The following is a 22,745-nucleotide window of genomic DNA, read 5'->3' as shown; positions in this document are numbered from 1 at the left end:
TCTCGACGGTCTCAGTTCACAGCGGACGTCGCTTCGACATGACGCGGCAAGGTCACCCGAATACGGGTGCCGCGTTGGCTTTCGGTGTCAGCCGGGCTGTCGATGGTGATTTGTCCATAATGCTCTTCAACGATGGAATAGACCAGTGCAAGGCCCAGACCGGTACCTTCACCCGGATCCTTGGTGGTGAAGAAGGGTTCGAACAATCGATCCATGATGTTCTGTGGAATGCCGCTGCCTTCGTCCTCGACGATCAGATCGACCGTGTGCTCGAAAGCCTCGCTCTTGACCCGTACTGCGCTGCCGGCCGGCGATGCGTCGCGGGCGTTGGACAGCAGGTTGATCAGCACTTGGGCCAGGCGTTGTGAATCACCGTCGACCCAGTGTTCCGGGTCGCACAGGTTGAAGAACTGTACTTCGAAATTGCGCCGGTTCAAGGCCAGCAGCCCAATGGCATCCTGGGCCACTTCGGCCAGGCACACCGCTTCGTCGTGATTCTGATGGGCGCCCGCGTGGGCAAAGCTCATCAGCGACTGCACGATGCGCGAAACACGCTTGGTCTGCTCGAGAATCTGCCCGCTGATTTCGATGATTTCGCCGTCTTCTTCGCGCTCTTCCCGCAGGTTTTGCGCGAGGCAGGCGATACCGGTGATCGGATTGCCGATTTCATGGGCCACACCCGCGGCCAGGCGCCCGATGCTGGCCAGGCGCTCGGAGTGCACCAGCTTGTCTTCGAGCATCTGGGTTTCGGTCAGGTCTTCCACCAGCAGCACCAGGCCGCTGTTGCCGGGCGCCAGTGGCTCGTCGATGGCGGCCTTGTGCAGGTTGAGCCAGCGGGTCTGGCCATCCAGCGCCAGGTGCTGTTTGTGCAAGTGTTCGTCGGGCAGGTTGATGAAGCCCTGGAGCAATTCTTTCCACGGGTCGCCAATGGTGTTCAGGCGCGAGCCCACCACACGTTGGGCGGCGATGCCGGTGAGCTCTTCCATGGCCTTGTTCCACATCAGGATCTCTTGATCCTTGGCCAGGGAGCAGACGCCCATCGGCAGTTCCTGCAACGTCTGGCGGTGATAGCGGCGCAGGGCGTCGAGTTCGGCGGCAAGGCCGGTGAGGCGGGAGTGGTAATCCTCCAGCCGGCTCTCGATGAAGTGGATGTCTTCGGTCACGTAGTTTTCGCCGCCGGCCTTGTAGGGCAGGAAGGTCTCGACCATGTCCTGGGACACGCTCGGGCCCATCAGGCCGGAAAGGTTGGCTTCGATACGGTCCCGAAGGCGGCGCAGGGCATAAGGCCGGCGCTCGTCGAACGGCAAGTAGAGATCGCGCAGGGCCTGCTCGACCTCCTTTTGTGCGGCCTTGGCGCCCAGCGGCTTGGCCAGTTGCGTGGCGAATTCCTGGGGTGAGGCGGCGTGCAGTTCGCGGCGTTGCGGGCGACGGACGTTGTCCACTGCGCAGGCTTCGGCAGCGCTGGTTTCTTCGGGGCTGGCGTTGGTGAACAGCGAGATCAGGGTGAACATCAGCACGTTGGCCGCCAGCGAGGCAATTGCCGCCATGTGCCAACTGGTGTCATCCAGCACGTAGATCATGTTCAGCAGCGGGATGTAGAAGCCCTGCAGGTTGCCCACCAGCGGCAGCAGCATGGTCACGGTCCATACCAGGATCCCGGCGAGCAAACCGGCGATAAAGCCTCGGCGGTTGGCGGTCGGCCAGTACAGCACCGACAGCACGCCCGGCAGGAACTGCAAGGTGGCAACGAAGGCAACGATGCCCAGGTTGGCCAGGTCCTGTTCTGCACCCAGCAACAGGTAGAAGCCATAGCCGGCCATGATGATCGCGACGATCAGGGCCCGGCGGGTCCATTTCAGCCAGCGGTAGATATTGCCTTCGGCCGGCGGCTGGTAGAGCGGCAGCACCAGGTGATTCAGCGCCATCCCCGACAGCGCCAGGGTACTGACGATGATCAGCCCGCTGGAGGCCGATAATCCGCCGACATAGGCCAGCAATGCGAGGGATTTGCTGTTGGCGGCAATACCCACGCCCAGCGTGAAGTATTCGGGATTGGTGGTGGCGCCAAGTTTCAGGCCGGCCCACAGGATCAGCGGCACCGCCAGGCTCATCAACAGCAGGAACAGCGGCAAGCCCCAGCTGGCGCTGACCAGCGAGCGCGGGTTGAGGTTTTCGGTGAAGGTCATGTGGTACATGTGCGGCATCACAATCGCCGAGGCGAAGAACACCAATAGCAGCGTGCGCCATGGGCCTTCCTGCAACGGCGTGTGCAGTGCGGCCAGGGCGGTCTGGTTTTGCAGCAGCCACAGTTCCAGCTGTTGCGGGCCGTCGAATACGCCATACAACGCGTACAGACCGACACCGCCGATGGCGATCAGCTTGATCACCGATTCAAACGCGATCGCAAACACCAGTCCTTCATGTTTTTCACGGGTGGCGATATGCCGTGAGCCGAAGAAAATCGTGAACAGAGTGATCAGCGCGCAGAAGCTCAATGCCACGCGGTGCTGCACCGGTTCGCGGGTCAGGATGCTGATGGAGTCGGCCACGGCCTGGATCTGCAATGCCAGCAACGGCAGCACGCCAATCAGCATGAAAATCGTGGTCAGCGCACCGGCCCAGGTACTGCGAAAACGGAACGCAAACAGGTCGGCCAGGGACGACAACTGATAGGTGCGGGTGATTTTCAGGATCGGATACAACAGCACCGGCGCCAGCAAGAACGCGCCGGACACCCCGAGATAACTCGAAAGAAAGCCGTATCCATACTGATAGGCCAGGCCCACGGTGCCATAAAACGCCCAGGCACTCGCGTACACGCCCAACGACAAGGTGTAGGTCAACGGATGGCGAATGATCGCCCGCGGAATCATCCCACGTTCACTGATCCAGGCTACCCCGAACAACGCGGCCAGGTAGGCGGCGCTGATCAGCAGCATCTCGGTCAGGCTAAAGCTCATCGGCATCTTTTTGGCTCTGCAGGATGAAAGTCACGACGATCAGAATCAGCCAAAGCAGATAGGGCCGGTACCAGGCGCCTGTGGCGTCGATCCACCAATCCATGATGGCGGGAGAAAACAGGTAGATCCCGACGACCAGCAGCAGGACCAATCGATAGATGTACATGTTGGCCTCTGATTGAAAAACTGCGGCGATGGTAACGGATGGCTCGCAAGCTGCAAGCGCCTTCAGCGCAATTGCGCTTCGGCCAGCGTGAGTGTGCGCGGGATCTGTGTGGCATCCCAGTGTTCAATGCCCCAATCCAGCAGTTCCCGTGGGCTGGCGTGGTGCAGTTCGTCGCCCGCCGGCTGGCCCAGGGCGCGCAGTGCTCTTAACAGCAAAGGCGTGGCCTGATCAGTGGTCAAGGGCGGTGAGCGGTAGGATTTGCCCAGCTTGTTACCGTCCGGCTGGATGATCAGCGGCACATGCAGGTAACGCGGTTGGCGCAGGCCCAGCAATTCTTGCAGATACAGTTGGCGCGGCGTGGAGTCGAGCAGGTCGGCGCCACGCACGATGTCGGTCACACCTTGCCAGGCATCATCGAGGACTACCGCCAGTTGGTAGGCATACAGGCCGTCGCGACGGCGGATGATGAAGTCGCCTACGTCGCGACCCAGATGCTGTCGGAATTTGCCTTGTACGCGGTCGGTAAAGTGGTACTCCAACTCCGGCACTCGCAGGCGGATGGCGGCATCTTGCTGGTCATGCCCGGCATTGCGGCACAGTCCCGGATAAATCCCGGCATAGGGCTCCAGTTGCTTGCGCGAGCAGGTGCAGGCGTAGGCCAGGCCATGATTGAACAGGCGGTTGAGCACTTCAGCGTAGGCATCGTGCCGCTCGCTTTGTCGGACCAACTCCCCGTCCCATTCAAAACCATAGCGTTCCAGGGCATTCAGGATTGCGGCCTGGGCGCCGGGCTCTTCCCGTGGCGGGTCGAGGTCTTCCATGCGCATCAGCCAGCGGCCTTGGTTGGCACGGGCGTCGAGGTAGGAGGCGAGGGCGGCGACCAGGGAACCGAAGTGCAGGTGTCCGCTGGGCGTGGGGGCGAAACGCCCGATATAGGAGGAGGCTGTCATGGGCCGGATATTACTGGAAAACCAGCAAACGCCAGAAACAAAAATGGGGCGTTCGCACGCCCCATTTGTTCAGCCCGGCAATGATTACTTGCCGACCTGTTTTTCCTTGATTTCAGCCAAGGTCTTGCAGTCCACGCACAGGTCGGCAGTAGGACGCGCTTCCAGGCGGCGAATACCAATCTCGACGCCGCAGGACTCGCACCAGCCGTACTCTTCGTCTTCGATGAGTTGCAGGGTCTTGTCGATCTTCTTGATCAGCTTGCGCTCGCGATCACGGGCGCGCAGTTCAAGGGCGAACTCTTCTTCCTGGCTGGCACGGTCTGCCGGGTCCGGGAAGTTGGCCGCTTCGTCCTTCATATGGTCAACGGTACGGTCGACCTCTTGCATCAAGTCCTGTTTCCACTGCTTCAGGATCTTGGAGAAGTGTTCGCGCATGGGCTTGCCCATGTATTCCTCACCCTTCGCCTCGACGTAGGGTTGGAAGCCGCTGATGCTCTGTTGCTTTGCTTGGGTGGGCATGAATGGACCGCCTCTCACTCTTCTAATCCATTGCGCAGGATTGCAACATCACCGACACCTGCCGGCCCTGCGGCTGCAAGCGGGCGAACTTACCAGATAGATTCGGGGTGCGCCACTCCCGGTTGTCGAGGCACCGTCTCCTGAGGCTTGCAAACCGCCGCAGGCCCCAGCAGGGCGGGCTTGTACGGTCTCGAATGTTGATTTTAGCTGTTTTGCAGGTAGTTGCTTGCCGTGCTTGCTACATGTCTTGGGGCAATAGAGCAGGTTTTGCGCGGCGGGTTGGGTAGAATCGGGGTTTGTCCTCAGAGTTAAGGAAGGCTAATGGCTCAGCCCTACAGTGCGCGCAGCCGCGCTATCGAACCTTTCCATGTCATGGCGTTGCTGGCGCGGGCCAATGAATTGCAGGCCGCCGGTCACGACGTGATTCACCTGGAAATCGGCGAGCCGGACTTCACCACCGCCGAACCCATCATCAAGGCCGGGCAGGCGGCGCTGGCCAATGGCAAGACCCGCTATACCGCGGCCCGCGGGCTACCGGAGTTGCGGCAAGCCATCAGCGGTTTCTACCAGCAGCGCTACGGGTTGAGCATCGATCCCGAGCGAATTCTGATTACACCCGGCGGCTCGGGAGCCTTGTTGCTGGCGAGCAGCCTGCTGGTGGACCCCGGCAAGCACTGGCTGCTGGCAGACCCAGGCTACCCCTGCAACCGCCACTTCCTGCGGCTGGTGGAGGGCGCGGCCCAACTGGTCCCGGTCGGCCCCGAGGTGCGTTATCAACTGACCGCCGACCTGGTGGCGCGCCATTGGGATCAGGACAGCGTGGGCGCGTTGGTCGCGTCGCCTGCCAACCCTACCGGCACCATCCTGACGCGGGACGAGTTGGCGGGGTTGTCGAGCGCCATCAAGGCGCGCAATGGGCATTTGGTGGTGGATGAGATCTACCACGGCCTGACCTATGGCACCGATGCCGCCAGCGTGCTGGAAGTCGACGATGAAGCCTTCGTTCTAAATAGTTTTTCGAAGTATTTCGGAATGACCGGCTGGCGCCTGGGCTGGCTGGTGGCGCCGCCTGCTGCGGTGGGTGAGCTGGAGAAACTGGCGCAGAATCTCTACATCAGCGCGCCGAGCATGGCCCAGCATGCGGCCCTGGCCTGCTTCACCCCGCAAACATTGAACATTCTTGAAGATCGCCGGGCCGAGTTTGGCCGGCGTCGCGACTTCCTGCTGCCAGCGTTGCGCGAGTTGGGTTTCGGTATTGCCGTGGAGCCGGAAGGCGCGTTCTACCTGTATGCCGATATCAGCGCATTCGGCGGCGATGCCTTCGCGTTCTGCCGGCACTTCCTCGAAACCGAGCACGTTGCGTTCACGCCGGGCCTGGATTTCGGCCGTTATCAAGCCGGTCACCATGTGCGTTTTGCCTACACGCAAAACCTTGATCGCCTACAGCAAGCCGTTGAACGGATTGCCCGCGGCCTGCGGAGTTGGCAAGGCTGATGCGCTTTAATCCTCCCCTTGAAGAAGGCCGGCTGATCCGCCGCTACAAGCGTTTTCTCGCCGATATCGAAACCGTTACCGGCGAGTTGTTGACCATTCACTGCCCGAACACCGGCTCGATGTTCAACTGCATGGTGGAAGGTGGCCAGGTCTGGTTCAGCCGCTCCAATGACCCCAAGCGCAAGCTGCCAGGCACCTGGGAAATCAGCGAAACCCCACAAGGGCGCCTGGCGTGTGTGAACACGGCGCGGGCCAATCAGTTGGTTGAAGAAGCGCTGCGCGCGGGGGTTATCACCGAGCTCAATGGCTTTACCGCCTTGAAACGCGAAGTCGCCTACGGCCAGGAAAACAGCCGGATCGATTTCCGCCTGGACTACCCGGCGGGCGCGGCATATGTCGAAGTCAAAAGCGTCACCCTCGGGTTTGACGGGACCTCGACGGCGGCGTTTCCCGATGCCGTGACCCAGCGCGGTGCCAAGCATCTGCGTGAGCTGGCGCATCTGGCGCGTGAGGGTGTACGGGCAGTGCAGTTGTACTGCGTCAACCTCTCGGGGATCGATGCGGTGCGTCCTGCCGAAGAAATTGATGCCGGTTATGCGGCGGCGTTGCGTGAGGCCAAGGCGGCGGGCGTCGAGGTGCTAGCCTATGGCGTGCGAGTGACGTCAGAGGAAATCTGCGTCGATCGCCGGCTGGAAGTATTGCTCGGCGACTAGAGTTGTACCCACAGGCCTTGTTCGTCCTCGCGGCCGGGCAGGGCTGTCAGGCTCTGGCCGGCGCAAGGGCCGGCGACGCACTCACCGCTTTCGATCAGGAACAGCGCGCCATGGGTGGCGCACTGGATCAGGCTGGCGCTGGGGTCGAGAAACTGGTGCGGCTGCCATTCCAGCGGCACCCCGCGATGTGGGCAGCGGTTGATATAGAAGTAGGCAATGCCTTCGCGGCGCACGGCAAACAGCTTGCGGCCGTCGATATCGAAACCGAGGCTGGCGTTGGGTGCGAGTTCGCTGGAGGCGCAGAGAAACTTCATATCGATCCTTAAGTGCCGCCGTTTGCGGGCTGTAAGGCTATCCTGGTTTTTGCCGCAGAGCCCGGTGCTTGACGTGCAAATGCAAACAATTATCAAATGCCGGCTTCGCCCGTAAGCTGACTGGGCGCTCTGTACGATGTCGGGCAGCCTTGATCTGTCACATTGCGAGTGTTTCAGCGGGCTCACCCCTTGGAAGGAAACCCTTTTATGCGCCTGAGTGCCAGTGCTATCGCGCTCGTTGTCGGACTGCTGGTCAACGCTGGGGCCCAGGCCTCTGAACTGCCACAACGCTGGGTCAGCGCCGGTGGTGCGTTGTCGGAATGGGTGACGGCCCTGGGCGGTGAGTCAAAGCTGGTGGGCGTGGATACCACCAGCCAGCATCCGGAATCCCTCAAGGCGTTGCCGAGCATTGGTTACCAGCGTCAGTTGTCGGCGGAAGGCATTCTGAGCCTGCGCCCGCAAATCCTGGTGGGCACCGAGGAAATGGGGCCGCCACCGGTGTTGGCGCAAATCCGCAATGCCGGTGTGAAAGTGGAGCTGTTTTCAGCCGAGCCGGATCTGCCGACGCTGCAGGGCAACCTTCAGCATTTGGGCAAGCTGCTGGGTAACGAAGCGAAGGCTGCAGAACTGTTCAGTGACTATCAGCAACAACTTGACCAACAAAAGAACTGGGTGGCCAAGGCCCAGGCCACTCAAAAGGCGCCTGGAGTGCTGTTGCTGCTGGGACATGCCGGCGGCAAACCGCTGATTGCGGGCAAAGACACGGCGGCTGACTGGATGTTGCAGCAGGCCGGCGGCCATAACCTGGCGACCCACGATGGTTACAAGCCGTTTTCCGTAGAGTCGCTGGCGGGGCTCAATCCTGAGGTGCTGGTGTTTGCCGATCGCGCTTTGACCGGGGATGCGGCCCGCGCCGCGTTGTTCAAGGAAAACCCGATCCTGGCTTCGACGCCAGCGGCCAGGAATGGACGCGTCTATGAACTGGACCCGACGCTGCTGGTGGGTGGGCTTGGGCCACGCTTGCCGCAAAGCCTGGTGAAGCTGTCTGCCGGGTTCTATCCGTCTCAGGCTAATACCGCCCCATGACCACTCTGGTTAAACCGCGAACCCTGTTTATCGGCTTGAGTCTGCTGTGTGTACTGGCGATCTGGTTGTCATTGGCCCTGGGGCCGGTGAGTCTGCCGTTAATGGACACACTGCGGGCAGCCTTACGCTTGATGGGTGTGCCAATCGAGGCCCAAGGCCTGGAGCAGGCGGAGTTGATCCTCGGGCAGATTCGCCTGCCGCGTACGTTGCTGGGATTGGCCGTCGGTGGGGTTCTGGCACTTTCCGGCGTTGCAATGCAGGGGCTGTTTCGCAACCCCTTGGCTGATCCCGGGTTGGTCGGGGTTTCCAGCGGTGCAGCGTTGGGCGCGGCGATTGCGATTGTCGGTGGTTCGTTTTTTGGCGGTTTGCCGGATGCCCTCGGGCCTTATCTGCTGTCGTTGTGTGCCTTCCTCGGCGGTTTGGGGGTAACAGCGCTGGTCTATCGCCTGGGGCGGCGCAACGGCCAAACCAACGTCGCGACCATGTTGCTGGCGGGTATCGCCCTGACGGCGCTCGCCAGTTCGGCGGTGGGCCTGTTCACCTACCTGGCAGATGACGCTACCTTGCGCACCCTGACGTTCTGGAACCTGGGCAGCCTGAATGGCGCCAGCTACTCGCGCTTATGGCCGCTGCTGCTGGTCAGCGCCGGCGTAGCACTGTGGCTGCCGCGCCGGGCCAAGGCGCTGAATGCACTCCTGCTGGGTGAGTCGGAAGCGAGTCACTTGGGCATTGATGTTGAAGGCCTCAAGCGCGAACTGGTGTTCTGCACCGCGCTGGGCGTGGGCGCGGCCGTGGCGGCTGCGGGGATGATCGGCTTTGTCGGGCTGGTGGTGCCGCATCTGGTACGCCTGCTGGCGGGGCCGGATCATCGGGTGCTGCTGCCAGCCTCGGTGCTGGCGGGGGCGAGTTTGCTGTTGTTTGCCGATCTGGTGGCGCGCCTGGCCTTGGCGCCGGCGGAATTACCGATCGGCATTGTTACCGCGTTTATCGGTGCGCCGTTTTTCCTCTACCTGTTGTTACGAGGGCGCGCCTGATGCTGCGAGTAGAAGACCTGCAGATCCGCCGTGGGCGCAAAACTGTGCTGGCGGACATCACCCTGGACCTGCTGCCAGGAGAAGTGCTCGGCGTATTGGGCCCCAACGGTGCGGGAAAAAGTACATTGCTCGGTGCGTTATGCGGCGAGTTGCAGCCCGACCAAGGCCTTGTGTGGCTGGATCAGCGTGAGTTGAAAGACTGGGGCGGAGCGCAGCGTGCCCAGCGGCTGGCGGTGTTGCCGCAGACCTCGACCCTGGACTTTGCCTTTCGCGTCGAAGAGGTGGTGGGCATGGGGCGCTTGCCTCATCAGACGGGCCGGGTGCGTGACGATGAAATCATCAATGCTGCCTTGCAGGCTGCCGACGTTAGCCATTTGAGCGGGCGCAGCTATCTGGCGTTGTCGGGCGGCGAGCGGCAGCGTGTGCATCTCGCACGGGTGTTGGCGCAGCTATGGCCGGGTGAGGCGGGGCAGACCTTGTTGCTGGATGAGCCGACGTCAATGCTTGACCCGCTGCACCAGCACACCACCTTGCAGGCGATCCGCCGCTTTGCCGACCGTGGCGCGGCGGTGCTGGTGATCCTTCACGACCTGAACCTGGCGGCGCGCTACTGTGATCGCATCCTGTTGCTGGAAGATGGCCGGCCCCATGCGTTGGACACACCGGCACAGGTGTTGCGGCCTGAGCCGCTGAGGGCGGTATTCGGGCTGGATGTGTTGGTGCAGCCGCATCCGGAGCGCGGCCATCCGTTGATCATTGCCCGCTGAAAATCGCCGCAGTTTTTTATGGGCAAAAAAAGACCCGGCAAGAGCCGGGTCAAATAACCGTGATTAGCCTGATGAGGAGATAATCTGAGAGTCCGAACCAATGGTCTTTCAGTTATCGGCTGATCTCGCGACCAGTTGTGATAATCATAACGATTCTCATTTGAGAGTCAACATTTGTTTTTGCGGCCTCTTCGAATTTCCTCAAACTTCTGCTTGGAATCCCCGTAAACGCGGGTGCAAGTTGGCGTCTCAATTCTTTTGGCGTGCCGTCAGAGCGTCCAATTGACGATTTAAAGCTTCCTTGCGTTCAACGGGAATGTCATTCCAGTGCACATCCATCAGCGCGCCTTCAATGGCATACAACAACACTTTGGATGCCCTGAAACCGCGGGTGCGTACGGCACGGTACGCGTCGACTGCCCCCAGGCGGCGTAGGTCGGACGCACTGTGGATGCCCACCGCATGCAGCCATTGCGCCGACGTCTTGCCAAGGTTTTTCAGGTGTTGCAGCTCATCATTCATCAAGCCTCCTTGCGACGGCCGAATGGTTCGGTGGGTATCGTGACCAGGCAAGCCTGAAAGGAGTGTAGCGCTCAGTAGGAAAAGCGTAGTTCTTTGGTCGGCAACGACCTAAAAGCTTCTAAGGCAGGCGGGGGTTTTAGCGTAGGAAAGGGTGAAGCCCCCGGTACCTTGTGCGTAGCCGGGAGCCGATGCAGCGGTTTAGCGTGTGCGGTAGCGCAGGCGTGTGCCGAAATTGACGGACATCAGGATCTCGTCGGCGCTTAACTCAGGGGGGAAATAAGTGCCGGAGATCTGGGCGTGCGCCAGGCTCGCGCCTTCCAGTGGGCAGTCACGCAAATCCAGGCCGCGCAAGTCGGCGGAGCGGAAATAAGCGTCGGTGAAATCCACGCCCTCGGCATTCAGGTCGCGCAGGTCCAGGCCGCGAAAGTCGCCACCGCGCATATCGATGGTGCCGTCTTTCGGACGCTCCTGGTTGAAGCCGCGGATATCATCTTTATGCAGAAGCGCGTACAGCGGGGTATCAAGTAGCTTCGGCTGGCTCACAATGGCGACTCCCGTGTTGGAATTATGGCGCCATTATAGTGCCACTATTTCTCGGCCGTGAGCCCCGGAAGGCTGCACGACCAAGAAATATTTCTTACAGCCCCGGCAGGCGCTGGCGAATATGTGCCACCAATGCGTCCAGGGTCCCGCTTTCATTGGTCTCCACGCGCTTGCTGAGCAGCAACTCCTCGGCGCTGAGCGGGTCACGGGTGGCCTGCTGTTCTTCGATGATGGCCAGGGTGGCGTCGGAAGGGTCGTTCTTGTCCGCCTGACGTTGTGCCAGCCAAGCGGCGATTACCGCCTGTGGCGCATTGCAGTCAAGGATCAGGAATGGCGCGCCGGTGGCCTCGGCGATCTTGGCCGCCGCGTCGCGTTGTTCTCGCTTGAGGAAGGTCGCATCCAATACCACCGGGAAACCGGCGCGCAGTACGGTGTCGGCGATTTCGTTCAGGCGCGCGTAGGTCGCGGCGCTGGCGTCTGCGGCGTAGATCCCGGCCTGCGGCGTGTTCTCGACCTTCTGCTCGCCGAACAGGCGCTTGCGCTCTACGTCCGAACGCAGGCGAATCGCCCCCAATGCTTCTACGAGGCGCATGGATACATGGCTTTTGCCAACGGCCGATACGCCATGGGTGATGGCCAGGAAGCGCGATGGGATGGTGCTGTAGCTTTCTGCCAGGTTGGCGTAGTTGCGGTACTGGCGCAGGGTGGTAGCGCGCTGCACCGCGTCCGCCTCGGAAGGCATGCTGAACAGCGCGATCTTCGCGCGTACCAGAGCGCGGTAGGCTTTATAGAAGTTCAGTACTTCCAGGCCTTGATAGTCGCCGGTCAGCTCCAGGTATTGGCTGATGAAGCGTCGTGCCAAGCTCTTGAGGCCGCGGTCTTCCAGGTCCATCGCCAGGAAGCCGGTGTCGGCATACACGTCGGTGAAGCGGAACGGCTCGTTGAACTCGATGCAGTCGAAGATCACCACGTGGCCATCAATCATCGTGGCGTTGCCCAGGTGGATATCACCGTGGCATTCACGGGTGAAGCCATTGAGCTTGCGTTGTTCGAACAGTGGCTTGAGGCGCTCGAAGCTGCTTTCGGCCCAGGCCTGCAAGGCGTCCAGTTGTGCCAGGTCGGCCTTGTCGCTGAGGAACGGACGGATCTGCTCGAAGTTCTGCAGCACCGGTGCCATGACATCGTGCGGCGTGCCAGCAGAGTTAGTGGCCGGCACTTTCGGGGCATTCAGGTGAAAATGCGCGATCTGCCTGGCCATTTCGTCGATGTGCGCGCTGGTCAGTTCGCCGTTGGCCTGCAGAGTGCTGAGCAGTTGGCTTTGCGGGAACTGGCGCATTTTCAGGATGTAGTCGACCACCGGACCGTCGCCGCCCAACTGCGGTGCCTCGGCGCTGCCGGTGATCGGCAACACTTCAAGATACAAATCATCGGTCAGGCGCTGGTTGAGGCGCAGCTCTTCATTGCAGAAGTGTCCGCGGGCTTGCAGGGTGGTGAAATCGAGGAAACCGAAATTCACCGGCTTCTTCATCTTGTAAGCATAGGGCCCAGTGAGCAGGACCCAGGAAATATGGGTCTCGATGACTTGGAACTGATCCACCGGATGGGGAAACAGGGCCGGGTTTTGCAGGGCAGCAATCAGGGACTGGCTCACGGGCGATCCTTCAGAGTCTGGGAAAATTCATGGCGGGCATTATGGCTCCTACAGGCGGTCGTGCAAACCGCTGTCCGGCTCATGTTGGTCATCAATAAAGTGCGTATAATCCGCCGCCATGACTCGTACCCGATCTCCCCGTTCCCGTAAAAAACCTCCTTCCCGCGGCCTGCGCCCTTGGCTGGGCTGGGCGCTTAAGCTCAGCCTGGTAGGGCTTGTCGTGATCGCCGGCTTCGCGGTTTACCTCGATGCCGTGGTCCAAGAGAAGTTCTCCGGCAAGCGCTGGACCATTCCGGCCAAGGTCTACGCGCGCCCGCTGGAACTGTTCAGCGGCCAGAAGCTGAGCAAGGATGACTTCCTCACCGAGCTCGATGCCCTGGGCTATCGCCGCGAACCCGTGAGCAATGGCCCCGGCGCCGCTGCCGTCAGCGGCAACACGGTTGACTTGAACACCCGCGGCTTCCAGTTCTATGAAGGCCTGGAAAAACCCCAGCCGGTGCGCGTGCGTTTCTCTGGCGACTACGTAGCCGAACTGTCCTCGCTCAACGGCTCGAAGTTGCCGGTGGTGCGCCTGGAACCCTTAATGATCGGTGGGATTTATCCGAAAAACCTGGAAGACCGCATCCTGATCAAGATCGATCAGGTGCCGCCTTACCTGCTGGATACTCTGATCGCCGTCGAAGACCGGGATTTCTACAGCCACTGGGGCGTATCACCGAAGTCCATCGCGCGCGCCCTCTGGGTCAACACCTCTGGCGGCAAGATGACCCAGGGCGGCAGTACGCTGACACAGCAATTGGTCAAGAACTTCTACCTGACCAACGAGCGCAGTCTGACCCGCAAGCTGACCGAAGCCATGATGGCGATGCTGCTGGAGCTGCACTACAGCAAGCAGGAAATTCTTGAGGCGTACCTCAATGAAGTGTTCGTTGGCCAGGACGGTCAGCGTGCCGTCCACGGTTTTGGTCTGGCCAGCCAGTTCTTCTTCGGCCAGCCGTTGTCCGAGCTGAAGTTGCACCAGGTGGCGCTGCTGGTGGGCATGGTCAAGGGGCCGTCCTACTACAACCCGCGTCGTAACCCGGAGCGGGCGCTGGAGCGCCGTAACCTGGTGCTGGATGTACTTGAGCAGCAAGGTGTCGCCACCCCTGAACAAGTGGCCGCCGCGAAGAAAATGCCACTGGGTGTAACCACCCGCGGCAAGCTCGCCGACAGCTCCTTCCCGGGCTTTATCGACCTGGTCAAACGCCAACTGCGTGAAGACTACCGCGACGAAGACTTGACCGAAGAAGGCCTGCGGATCTTCACCAGTTTCGACCCGATCCTGCAGATGAAGGCCGAAGCGTCGGTCAATGACACCTTCAAACGCCTGACAGGTCGTAAAGGCTCTGACGACGTCGAGGCTGCGATGGTGGTGACCAACCCGGAAACCGGCGAAGTCCAGGCCATGATCGGCAGTCGCCAGGCCAGCTTTGCCGGGTTCAACCGGGCGCTGGACGCGGTGCGGCCGATTGGCTCGCTGGTCAAGCCGGCGGTGTACCTGACCGCGCTGGAAAAACCGAGCAAGTACACGCTGACCAGTTGGCTGTCCGATGACCCGCTGTCGGTCAAAGGGGCTGATGGCCAGATGTGGACGCCGCATAACTTTGATCGTCGCTCCCACGGTACGATTTTCCTGTACCAGGGCTTGGCGCATTCCTACAACATCTCGACTTCCCGCCTCGGCCTTGAACTGGGCGTGCCGAACGTGCTCAAGACGCTCGGCCGGTTGGGCATCACTCGTGAGTTCCCGGCGTTCCCATCGATGCTGTTGGGTGCGGGTGCGATGAGCCCGATGGAAGTGGCGACCATGTACCAGACCCTGGCCAACGGTGGCTTCAATACGCCGATGCGTGGGATCCGGAGCGTGTTGACGGCCGAAGGCGAACCGCTCAAGCGTTATCCGTTCCAGATTCAGCAACGCTTTGACCCGGCCTCGATCTACCTCATCCAGAACGCCATGCAGCGCGTGATGCGCGAAGGTACCGGGCGCTCGGCCTACAACGTGCTGCCGGCCAACCTGACACTGGCTGGCAAGAGCGGTACCAGTAACGATTCGCGGGACAGCTGGTTCGCAGGGTTCAGCCAGGACCTGCTGGCAGTGGTTTGGCTGGGGCGTGATGACAACGGCAAGACGCCGTTTACCGGTGCCACCGGCGCGTTGCAGGTATGGACCAGTTTCATGAAAAAGGCCGATCCACTGCCGCTGAACATGCCGCAGCCGGACAATATCGTCCAGGCCTGGATCGATCCGCACACCGGCCAGGGTTCCGATGCCGACTGTCCGGGCGCGGTGCAGATGCCGTATATTCGCGGCAGCGAGCCACCACCCGGTGCAGCGTGCGGTGCCAGTGCGCCCGCCAGTGCTGAATCGGTGATGGATTGGGTCAAGGGCTGGATGAATTAAGCAAAGAGGGTTTCACGTGAACAAGTTGTTGATTCCAGCTATTACAGTTTTGGCATTGCTCGGTGGTTGCGCCAGCGTGGAGCGGGGCTCTATTCCGGTGGTGGACTCCAGTACAACGGTGTCCAACAACGACCGGATCTCGGCCAACGGCGGCTTCCGCCAAACCGTTACCAACCGTCCTGCCCAGGCCCGGCCCCAGGCGCAAGCCGTGCCTCAGGACTCTGGTGTAGTGGTGATGATCCCGGGTGGCGGTGCTGCCACCTCGGCTCCGATCAGTACTCAGCCGTGGACCCCAGGCCCAAGTACATCGGGCCCGATCGACGCCACGCCGATTCAAACGGCACCGATCAACCAGGGCACCTACAACATGCCGTCGACGCCGAGTGGAATTCCTTCCGCCAGCAGTGCCGGCGGTCTGTCAGCCGATGAGCAGTTGGATGGCCCGGTGCTGGCGTTGCTCACCACTGCCCAACAGCAGCAGTCGGGTGGCGATTTGAACGGCGCATCGTCGAGCCTCGAGCGCGCCCAGCGCGTGGCACCGCGTGAACCGCAAGTGCTATACCGCCTGGCTCAGGTTCGCATGGCCCAGGGCGATGCCCCACAAGCTGAACAATTTGCCCGCCGCGGCCTGACCCTGGCCAATGGCCGTCCAGACCTGCAGGCCAGCCTGTGGAGCTTGATCGGTGATGCCCGCGAGAAGCAAGGCGATGCTGCCGGCGCCGCCCAGGCTCGGCAAAAAGCCAAGGTAAGCCTCTGATGGATGCACGCTTTCCGGCGATTGCCGAACAGTTGTTGTTGATCGAGCGCGAACTGCGCTTGCAGGGCTGGTGGGACGAAGTGTCCCCCAGTGCTGAAGCCTTGAGCAGTGTTGAGCCGTTTTCCGTCGACACACTGGACTTTCACCAGTGGCTGCAATGGATTTTCCTGACACGGATGAAGCAAATCCTCGAACAGGACCTGCCATTGCCCAATGCGTCGGGGATTCTGGAGATGGCCGAGATGGTTTACGCCGATCGGCCACTTGAGAGCCTTGGCCTGCGGACTGCGCTGAAAAAGTTCGATCAACTGATTGTCGACGCTCGTTAATTGCCTGGCTGCCGGTTTTTCCGGCAGTCTTGCGCATATTTCTACCGCTTTGCGCCATTCAGGCGAGTTTTATCCCTCCTCAAGCCCCTTTCTTCTACGTTCTCATGCGCTTAGTTGGAAAAAAGCGCAATTATTGCTTGACTTGGAGGGGCTGAAACAGAAGAATCCAAAGTCCGCTGTAGAGGGACTGCCAGAAGCAGACCCACTCAGCAGATCATGAGGCGCACACCCGCGCCGACCTGTTACACCCGCAACGCGTTACCTCGCGCTGGGTGGGAAAATCCCGCAACACTTGGGACGCTCCCAATACTTGCTCAGTCAGTGCTGACGTAGTCGGCGACCACCGTCGCTCATGCTCTGCTGAGAAGTAAACCTATTAAGACCCGTCGGTTTTTAACGGACGGTATTCTGGCGTTTTAGAGGTGAACAACGTGGAGCTTTTATCTGGCGGTGAGATGCTCGTCCGCTTTTTGCGTGACGAAGGCGTCGACTATATCTACGGGTACCCAGGTGGTGCTCTGCTGCATGTCTACGACGCACTGTTCAAGGAACCGGCTGTTACCCACATCCTGGTTCGCCACGAACAAGCTGCTACCCATATGGCTGACGGTTACGCCCGTGCCACCGGTAAAGCCGGTGTGGTACTGGTGACTTCCGGCCCTGGCGCGACCAATGCCATTACCGGCATCGCGACGGCCTATATGGACTCCATCCCGATGGTGATCATTTCTGGCCAGGTGGCGAGCACCATGGTCGGTACCGATGCATTCCAGGAAACCGACATGATCGGTATTTCCCGGCCGATCGTGAAACACAGCTTCATGATCAAGCATGCCTCGGAAATCCCGGAAGTCATGAAGAAGGCGTTCTACCTCGCACAGTCCGGTCGCCCGGGTCCTGTAGTGGTCGATATCCCGAAAGACATGACCAACCCTGCGGAAAAATTCGAATACATCTTCCCTAAGAAAGCCAAGCTGCGCTCCTACAGCCCGGCCGTTCGCGGGCACTCGGGGCAAATCCGCAAGGCGGCAGAAATGCTGTTGGCGGCCAAGCGTCCAGTGCTCTACTCGGGTGGTGGGGTGATTCTGGGCGGCGGTTCTGCACCGCTGACCGAACTGGCCAAGCTGCTCAACCTGCCAGTCACCAACACCTTGATGGGCCTTGGCGCGTTCCCGGGTTCGGACCGTCAGTTCGTCGGCATGCTCGGCATGCACGGCAGCTACACCGCCAACCTGGCCATGCACCATGCTGACGTGATCCTCGCCGTCGGTGCGCGGTTCGATGACCGGGTGATCAATGGCGCGAGCAAGTTCTGCCCGAATGCCAAGATCATCCACATCGATATCGACCCGGCATCCATCTCCAAGACCATCAAGGCCGACGTGCCTATCGTTGGTCCTGTGGAAAGCGTGCTGACCGAAATGGTCGCTGCGCTGAAGGAAATCGGCGAAGCCCCGAACAAGGATTCCGTTGCCAGCTGGTGGAAGCAGATCGACGAGTGGCGCGGTGATCGCGGCCTGTTCCCTTACGACAAGGGTGATGGCAGCGTCATCAAGCCACAGACCGTGATCGAAACCCTGTGCGAAGTGACCAAAGGCGATGCCTTTGTGACCTCCGACGTGGGCCAGCACCAGATGTTCGCGGCGCAGTACTACAAGTTCGACAAGCCTAACCGCTGGATCAACTCCGGTGGCCTGGGCACGATGGGCTTTGGTTTCCCTGCGGCCATGGGTGTGAAGCTGAGCTTTCCGGATACTGACGTTGCGTGCGTCACCGGCGAAGGCAGTATCCAGATGAACATCCAGGAACTGTCGACCTGCCTGCAATATGGCTTGCCGGTGAAGATCGTCTGCCTGAACAACGGTGTACTGGGCATGGTTCGCCAGTGGCAGGACATGAGCTACGGCAGCCGTCACTCCCATTCCTACATGGAGTCTCTGCCTGACTTCGTCAAATTGGTTGAAGCCTATGGCCATGTCGGCATGCGCATCACCGATCTGAAGGATTTGAAGCCGATGATGGAAGAGGCGTTCGCCATGAAGGACCGCCTGGTGTTCCTCGATATTCAGGTCGACACCAGCGAGCACGTCTACCCGATGCAGATCAAAGACGGCTCCATGCGCGATATGTGGCTGAACAAGACGGAGCGTACCTAATCATGCGGCACATTATCTCCCTGCTTCTGGAGAACGAACCGGGCGCTCTGTCACGTGTGGTCGGACTGTTTTCGCAACGCAACTACAACATCGAAAGCCTGACCGTGGCGCCGACCGAAGACCCGACCTTGTCGCGTCTGACGTTGACCACCGTTGGCCATGATGAGGTGATCGAGCAGATCACCAAGAACCTCAACAAGCTGATCGAAGTGGTCAAGCTGGTCGACTTGTCGGAAAGTGCCCACATCGAGCGTGAGCTGATGCTGGTCAAGGTCAAGGCCACGGGTGCACAACGGGCCGAGATCAAGCGCACTACCGACATTTATCGCGGGCAGATCGTCGATGTGAGCGCCAGCGTTTATACCGTTCAACTGACCGGTACAAGCGACAAGCTGGACAGCTTCATCCAGTCGATCGGGACGGCCTCGATTCTGGAAACTGTACGCAGTGGCGTCACCGGGATTGCTCGTGGCGACAAAGTACTCAGCATCTAACTCAAATTTAGCGAATGGCCTTAAACGGCCTGGATATATAGAGGAACCTCATGAAAGTTTATTACGATAAAGATTGTGACCTGTCGATCATCCAGGGCAAAAAAGTCGCCATCATCGGCTACGGTTCCCAGGGCCACGCCCAAGCGTGCAACCTGAAAGATTCCGGCGTTGACGTGACCGTTGGCCTGCGCAAAGGCTCGGCCACTGTTGCCAAGGCTGAAGCCCACGGCCTGAAAGTGACTGACGTTGCTTCTGCTGTTGCTGCTGCCGACCTGGTCATGATCCTGACCCCGGACGAGTTCCAGTCCGCGCTGTACAAGAACGAGATCGAGCCGAACATCAAGAAGGGCGCCACCCTGGCCTTCTCCCACGGCTTCGCGATCCACTACAACCAGGTTGTGCCGCGCGCCGACCTCGACGTGATCATGATCGCGCCGAAAGCACCGGGCCACACCGTGCGCTCCGAGTTCGTCAAAGGCGGCGGTATCCCTGACCTGATCGCGATCTACCAGGACGCCTCGGGCAACGCCAAGAACGTCGCACTGTCCTACGCTGCTGGCGTGGGTGGCGGTCGTACCGGCATCATCGAAACCACCTTCAAGGACGAGACTGAAACCGACCTGTTCGGCGAACAAGCCGTTCTGTGCGGCGGTACCGTTGAGCTGGTCAAAGCCGGTTTCGAAACCCTGGTTGAAGCTGGCTACGCGCCAGAAATGGCCTACTTCGAATGCCTGCACGAACTGAAGCTGATCGTTGACCTCATGTACGAAGGCGGTATCGCCAACATGAACTACTCGATCTCCAACAACGCCGAATACGGCGAGTACGTGACTGGCCCGGAAGTGATCAACGCCGAGTCCCGTCAGGCCATGCGCAACGCCCTGAAACGTATTCAGGACGGCGAATACGCCAAAATGTTCATCAGCGAAGGTGCAACCGGCTACCCTTCGATGACCGCCAAGCGTCGTAACAACGCCGCTCACGGTATCGAGATCATCGGCGAGCAACTGCGCTCCATGATGCCGTGGATCGGTGCCAACAAGATCGTCGACAAAGCCAAAAACTAAGTCGTACGGATCAAGGGAAAACGCGGCTTAGGCCGCGTTTTTTCGTTTGCGGGGCAGGTTCTGGTATAAAGCTGCATCGTTTGCGGGCGAACACTCGCCGCAAGTTTCTGTCGAAATTTTTCACACCGTTGCAAGGTAAAGTCCATGAGCGAACGTCCCGAAGAGCCAAACCAGGCCTCTGACGCCGAAAGCCTGCTACCGATCGATGAACATGTCGAAGAAGGGCACGATGCTGAAGGCCGTAAAGTCCGGCATCGTGGCATCTATCTTCTGCCCAATCTGTTCACCACTGCGAACCTGTTCGCGGGGTTCTACTCCATCATCAATTCCATGAGTGCCCAGAGTGCGTTGGCGGCCGGCGATGCGGCCGGGGCCAGCAAGTACTTTGGTTTTGCCGCGATAGCGATCTTCGTCGCCATGGTCCTTGATGGCCTGGATGGCCGGGTTGCGCGGATGACCAACACCCAGAGTGCCTTTGGCGCCGAGTATGACTCGCTGTCGGACATGGTTGCCTTCGGTGTGGCGCCGGCGTTGCTCGCATTTGCCTGGGCGCTGGGTGATATGGGCAAGGTTGGCTGGATGGTTGCCTTCATCTATGTGGCGGGCGCGGCATTGCGTCTGGCGCGCTTTAATACCCAGGTGGGGACTGCCGACAAGCGCTACTTCATTGGCCTGGCCAGCCCGGCTGCGGCGGGTGTGGTAGCCGGTATTGTCTGGGCATTCAGCGACTACGGTATCCAGGGTTCCAAGATGTCGTTCCTGGTGGCCTTGATGGTTGCGGCGGCCGGCATGCTGATGGTCAGCAATATCAAGTACAACAGCTTCAAGGAGCTGGATCTCAAAGGGCGTGTGCCGTTTGTGGCTATCCTGGCAGTGGTGCTGGTGTTTGCCGTGGTCTTCAGTGATCCGCCGCGAATCCTGCTGCTGGCTTTCCTTGTGTATGCCGCGTCCGGCCCGGTGCAGTACTTGCTGCATCTTCGTCAGCGCAAAACGTTGCCTTAATGTAATTTCCCCCATACTCCGCAGTCTATTGGTGCATCTGTCCTCCAAAGCTGCGGAGTTGCCATGTTAATCAAGTTTCCCAAAGCGTCTGATTGCCAAGAATCGGATGTCACGCCTGAATCCCTCTATTTCTCTCGCCGCAGCTTGCTCGGTGGTGCGCTTGCCGGCCTGGCTGCCAGCAGCCTGCCGCGTTGGGCCAGTGCGGATGATGCGGCACGTTATGCCGATGTCGATCCGGGCAATGCACCTGGCTGGTTTGCCGAAAAGCTCCCGGGTACCAAATGGCAGGCGATTACCGTCAAGGACGAGGCCATCACCCCTTTCAAGGACGCAACCCACTACAACAACTTCTATGAGTTCGGTACGGATAAGGGCGACCCTGCAGCCAATGCCGGGTCTCTGAAGACTGAGCCGTGGAGTGTGGTGATAGATGGTGAGGTCGCCAAACCTGGGCGCTATGCGCTTGAAGACTTCATGAAGCCCTATCAGTTGGAAGAGCGAATCTATCGACTGCGCTGTGTAGAGGCCTGGTCGATGGTCATTCCGTGGATAGGGTTCCCTATATCGGAACTGCTCAAGCACGTCGAGCCGACCTCGAACGCCAAGTACATTCGTTTTGAAACCCTGCAGGACCCCAAGAGCATGCCGGGGCAGCGGTCCAACTTCGCTTTGATCGACTGGCCTTATGTAGAAGGGCTGCGATTGGATGAGGCGATGAATCCCCTGGCGATCCTTGCGGTGGGCATGTATGGGCGGGAGCTGCCGAACCAGAACGGCGCGCCGTTGCGGTTGGTGGTGCCGTGGAAGTACGGATTCAAGAGCGTCAAGTCGATCGTGCGCATCAGCCTGGTCAGCGAGCAGCCGAAAACCACCTGGCAAAGTATTGCCGCGAGTGAGTATGGGTTTTACGCAAATGTGAATCCTACCGTCGACCATCCGCGTTGGACCCAGGCGCGGGAGCGGCGGTTGCCCAGTGGGCTGTTCAGTCCCAATGTGCGTGAGACACAAATGTTCAACGGCTACGCCGATGAAGTCGCCTCTCTTTATACGGGCCTCGATCTGCGGAAGAACTATTGATGCGCTATCCGATCTGGCGCATCGGCGTCTTTATAGCAGCGGCGGTGTGGCCGCTGTTCTGGCTGTACGAGGCCTGGAGCTTTGCGCTGGGACCTGATCCGGGCAAGGTGCTGATGGATCGGCTCGGGCTTGGCACCTTGATTCTGTTGTTAATAACCCTGGGTATGACACCGTTGCAGAAGCTCAGTGGTTGGGCGGGGTGGATCGCCGTGCGACGGCAACTGGGATTGTGGTGCTTTGCCTATGTGGTTTTGCATCTCGCTGCTTACTGCGTGTTTATCCTTGGGTTGGATTGGTCGCAGTTGGGGGTTGAGCTACGGAAGCGGCCTTACATTATTGTGGGTACCTTGGGATTCCTTTCTCTATTGGTGCTGGCAGTCACCTCCAACCGATACAGCCAGCGTCGCCTTGGTGTGCGCTGGAAGAAACTGCATCGTTTGGTTTACGTGATTCTCGGGCTTGGTTTGCTGCATATGCTGTGGATCGTGCGGGCAGATCTCAAGGAGTGGGCTATCTATGCATCTATAGGGGCGCTGCTTCTGGTCCTGCGTATACCGCCGGTGATGCGCCGAATTCCCCGTCTTATTGCTAAAAAACCATCTTCTGCAACAAAAGCGTAATTAACCCTTGACGGCAGATTCTGGAAGTCTATAATTCGCCCCACTTCCGGCGCAGTCGAAACGGAAAACTCCTTGGTAAAC

General features: G+C 60.0%; 22 protein-coding genes. 14 read left to right on the top strand and 8 right to left on the bottom strand.

The window, feature by feature from the left end; translation table 11 throughout:
• Nucleotides 1–11: 11 nt before the first annotated feature.
• The 4 genes from ACW9I6_RS00110 to dksA form a co-directional block, all read right to left on the bottom strand.
• Nucleotides 12–2,966 (bottom strand): sensor histidine kinase, encoded by a 2,955-nt coding sequence (locus ACW9I6_RS00110; RefSeq protein ID WP_023659379.1) that lies wholly within the window; start codon nucleotides 2,964–2,966, stop codon nucleotides 12–14.
• On the bottom strand, nucleotides 2,950–3,126 hold the full coding sequence (locus ACW9I6_RS00105) for a hypothetical protein (protein ID WP_003176118.1): 177 nt from the start codon (nucleotides 3,124–3,126) through the stop codon (nucleotides 2,950–2,952). The genes ACW9I6_RS00110 and ACW9I6_RS00105 overlap by 17 nt, the downstream gene beginning before the upstream one ends.
• 62 nt (nucleotides 3,127–3,188) lie before the next feature.
• The gene (gene gluQRS / locus ACW9I6_RS00100) at nucleotides 3,189–4,076 is read right to left on the bottom strand and encodes a tRNA glutamyl-Q(34) synthetase GluQRS (RefSeq protein WP_457338629.1); all 888 of its coding nucleotides are present in this window, start codon (nucleotides 4,074–4,076) and stop codon (nucleotides 3,189–3,191) included.
• Between the two features lie 84 nt (nucleotides 4,077–4,160).
• The gene (dksA, locus tag ACW9I6_RS00095) at nucleotides 4,161–4,595 is read right to left on the bottom strand and encodes an RNA polymerase-binding protein DksA (RefSeq protein WP_003212154.1); all 435 of its coding nucleotides are present in this window, start codon (nucleotides 4,593–4,595) and stop codon (nucleotides 4,161–4,163) included.
• Nucleotides 4,596–4,916: 321 nt separating this feature from the next.
• On the opposite strand from dksA, the gene ACW9I6_RS00090 reads away from it, so the two are divergent.
• On the top strand, nucleotides 4,917–6,089 hold the full coding sequence (locus tag ACW9I6_RS00090; protein WP_008436881.1) for a pyridoxal phosphate-dependent aminotransferase: 1,173 nt from the start codon (nucleotides 4,917–4,919) through the stop codon (nucleotides 6,087–6,089).
• Nucleotides 6,089–6,802, top strand: coding sequence for a DNA/RNA nuclease SfsA (gene sfsA / locus ACW9I6_RS00085; protein WP_003212151.1), 714 nt, complete (start codon nucleotides 6,089–6,091; stop codon nucleotides 6,800–6,802). Before ACW9I6_RS00090 ends, sfsA begins: the two co-directional genes overlap by 1 nt.
• Here the strand turns inward: sfsA and ACW9I6_RS00080 are convergent.
• Nucleotides 6,799–7,116, bottom strand: coding sequence for a Rieske (2Fe-2S) protein (locus ACW9I6_RS00080; RefSeq protein ID WP_003212149.1), 318 nt, complete (start codon nucleotides 7,114–7,116; stop codon nucleotides 6,799–6,801). The genes sfsA and ACW9I6_RS00080 overlap by 4 nt on opposite strands.
• A 207-nt stretch (nucleotides 7,117–7,323) precedes the next feature.
• On the opposite strand from ACW9I6_RS00080, the gene ACW9I6_RS00075 reads away from it, so the two are divergent.
• Genes ACW9I6_RS00075 through ACW9I6_RS00065 form a run of 3 tightly spaced genes read left to right on the top strand, consistent with a single transcriptional unit; the run spans nucleotide 7,324 to nucleotide 10,003 of the window.
• The gene (locus ACW9I6_RS00075) at nucleotides 7,324–8,202 is read left to right on the top strand and encodes a heme/hemin ABC transporter substrate-binding protein (protein ID WP_177021517.1); all 879 of its coding nucleotides are present in this window, start codon (nucleotides 7,324–7,326) and stop codon (nucleotides 8,200–8,202) included.
• A complete protein-coding gene (locus tag ACW9I6_RS00070) occupies nucleotides 8,199–9,236 on the top strand; it encodes a FecCD family ABC transporter permease (RefSeq protein ID WP_003212144.1) in 1,038 nt (345 codons plus the stop codon). The genes ACW9I6_RS00075 and ACW9I6_RS00070 overlap by 4 nt, the downstream gene beginning before the upstream one ends.
• Nucleotides 9,236–10,003 (top strand): heme ABC transporter ATP-binding protein, encoded by a 768-nt coding sequence (locus ACW9I6_RS00065; RefSeq protein WP_457338628.1) that lies wholly within the window; start codon nucleotides 9,236–9,238, stop codon nucleotides 10,001–10,003. Before ACW9I6_RS00070 ends, ACW9I6_RS00065 begins: the two co-directional genes overlap by 1 nt.
• 249 nt (nucleotides 10,004–10,252) lie before the next feature.
• Here the strand turns inward: ACW9I6_RS00065 and ACW9I6_RS00060 are convergent, their stop codons facing one another.
• From ACW9I6_RS00060 to ACW9I6_RS00050, 3 genes are all read right to left on the bottom strand, one after another.
• Nucleotides 10,253–10,525, bottom strand: coding sequence for a TfoX/Sxy family protein (locus ACW9I6_RS00060; protein WP_003212140.1), 273 nt, complete (start codon nucleotides 10,523–10,525; stop codon nucleotides 10,253–10,255).
• 198 nt (nucleotides 10,526–10,723) lie between these two features.
• Nucleotides 10,724–11,068, bottom strand: coding sequence for a pentapeptide repeat-containing protein (locus ACW9I6_RS00055; protein ID WP_008436884.1), 345 nt, complete (start codon nucleotides 11,066–11,068; stop codon nucleotides 10,724–10,726).
• Nucleotides 11,069–11,162: 94 nt separating this feature from the next.
• Nucleotides 11,163–12,719, bottom strand: a complete 1,557-nt coding sequence (locus ACW9I6_RS00050) for a bifunctional aminoglycoside phosphotransferase/ATP-binding protein (RefSeq protein ID WP_457338627.1) — start codon at nucleotides 12,717–12,719, stop codon at nucleotides 11,163–11,165.
• 118 nt (nucleotides 12,720–12,837) lie between these two features.
• Here ACW9I6_RS00050 and mrcB point away from each other — a divergent pair, with 118 nt between their 5' ends.
• From mrcB to msrQ, 9 genes are all read left to right on the top strand, one after another.
• Nucleotides 12,838–15,162: a penicillin-binding protein 1B gene (mrcB, locus tag ACW9I6_RS00045; RefSeq protein ID WP_457338626.1), complete on the top strand. Its 2,325-nt coding sequence runs from the start codon at nucleotides 12,838–12,840 to the stop codon at nucleotides 15,160–15,162.
• Between the two features lie 16 nt (nucleotides 15,163–15,178).
• A complete protein-coding gene (locus tag ACW9I6_RS00040; protein WP_008436887.1) occupies nucleotides 15,179–15,919 on the top strand; it encodes a tetratricopeptide repeat protein in 741 nt (246 codons plus the stop codon).
• Nucleotides 15,919–16,248: a YqcC family protein gene (locus ACW9I6_RS00035; RefSeq protein ID WP_003212129.1), complete on the top strand. Its 330-nt coding sequence runs from the start codon at nucleotides 15,919–15,921 to the stop codon at nucleotides 16,246–16,248. The genes ACW9I6_RS00040 and ACW9I6_RS00035 overlap by 1 nt, the downstream gene beginning before the upstream one ends.
• A gap of 431 nt (nucleotides 16,249–16,679) precedes the next feature.
• Nucleotides 16,680–18,404 carry an acetolactate synthase 3 large subunit gene (locus ACW9I6_RS00030; protein WP_008436892.1) on the top strand — a complete coding sequence of 575 codons (1,725 nt, stop codon included), beginning with the start codon at nucleotides 16,680–16,682 and terminating at the stop codon, nucleotides 18,402–18,404.
• 2 nt (nucleotides 18,405–18,406) lie between these two features.
• Nucleotides 18,407–18,898, top strand: coding sequence for an acetolactate synthase small subunit (gene ilvN / locus ACW9I6_RS00025; RefSeq protein WP_003176102.1), 492 nt, complete (start codon nucleotides 18,407–18,409; stop codon nucleotides 18,896–18,898).
• 50 nt (nucleotides 18,899–18,948) lie between these two features.
• The gene (gene ilvC / locus ACW9I6_RS00020; RefSeq protein ID WP_003212125.1) at nucleotides 18,949–19,965 is read left to right on the top strand and encodes a ketol-acid reductoisomerase; all 1,017 of its coding nucleotides are present in this window, start codon (nucleotides 18,949–18,951) and stop codon (nucleotides 19,963–19,965) included.
• Between the two features lie 144 nt (nucleotides 19,966–20,109).
• Nucleotides 20,110–20,967 carry a CDP-diacylglycerol--serine O-phosphatidyltransferase gene (gene pssA, locus ACW9I6_RS00015; protein ID WP_003212123.1) on the top strand — a complete coding sequence of 286 codons (858 nt, stop codon included), beginning with the start codon at nucleotides 20,110–20,112 and terminating at the stop codon, nucleotides 20,965–20,967.
• 63 nt (nucleotides 20,968–21,030) lie between these two features.
• Nucleotides 21,031–22,044 carry a protein-methionine-sulfoxide reductase catalytic subunit MsrP gene (gene msrP / locus ACW9I6_RS00010; protein WP_457338625.1) on the top strand — a complete coding sequence of 338 codons (1,014 nt, stop codon included), beginning with the start codon at nucleotides 21,031–21,033 and terminating at the stop codon, nucleotides 22,042–22,044.
• Complete coding sequence (msrQ, locus tag ACW9I6_RS00005) at nucleotides 22,044–22,664, top strand: protein-methionine-sulfoxide reductase heme-binding subunit MsrQ (RefSeq protein WP_102368092.1); 621 nt, start codon at nucleotides 22,044–22,046, stop codon at nucleotides 22,662–22,664. The genes msrP and msrQ overlap by 1 nt, the downstream gene beginning before the upstream one ends.
• Nucleotides 22,665–22,745: the final 81 nt, after the last annotated feature.

The organism is Pseudomonas sp. SDO5522_S412 (assembly GCF_054071215.1).
The sequence above is the reverse complement of the archived record's forward strand: the minus strand, read 5'-3'. Positions and strand labels throughout refer to the sequence as shown.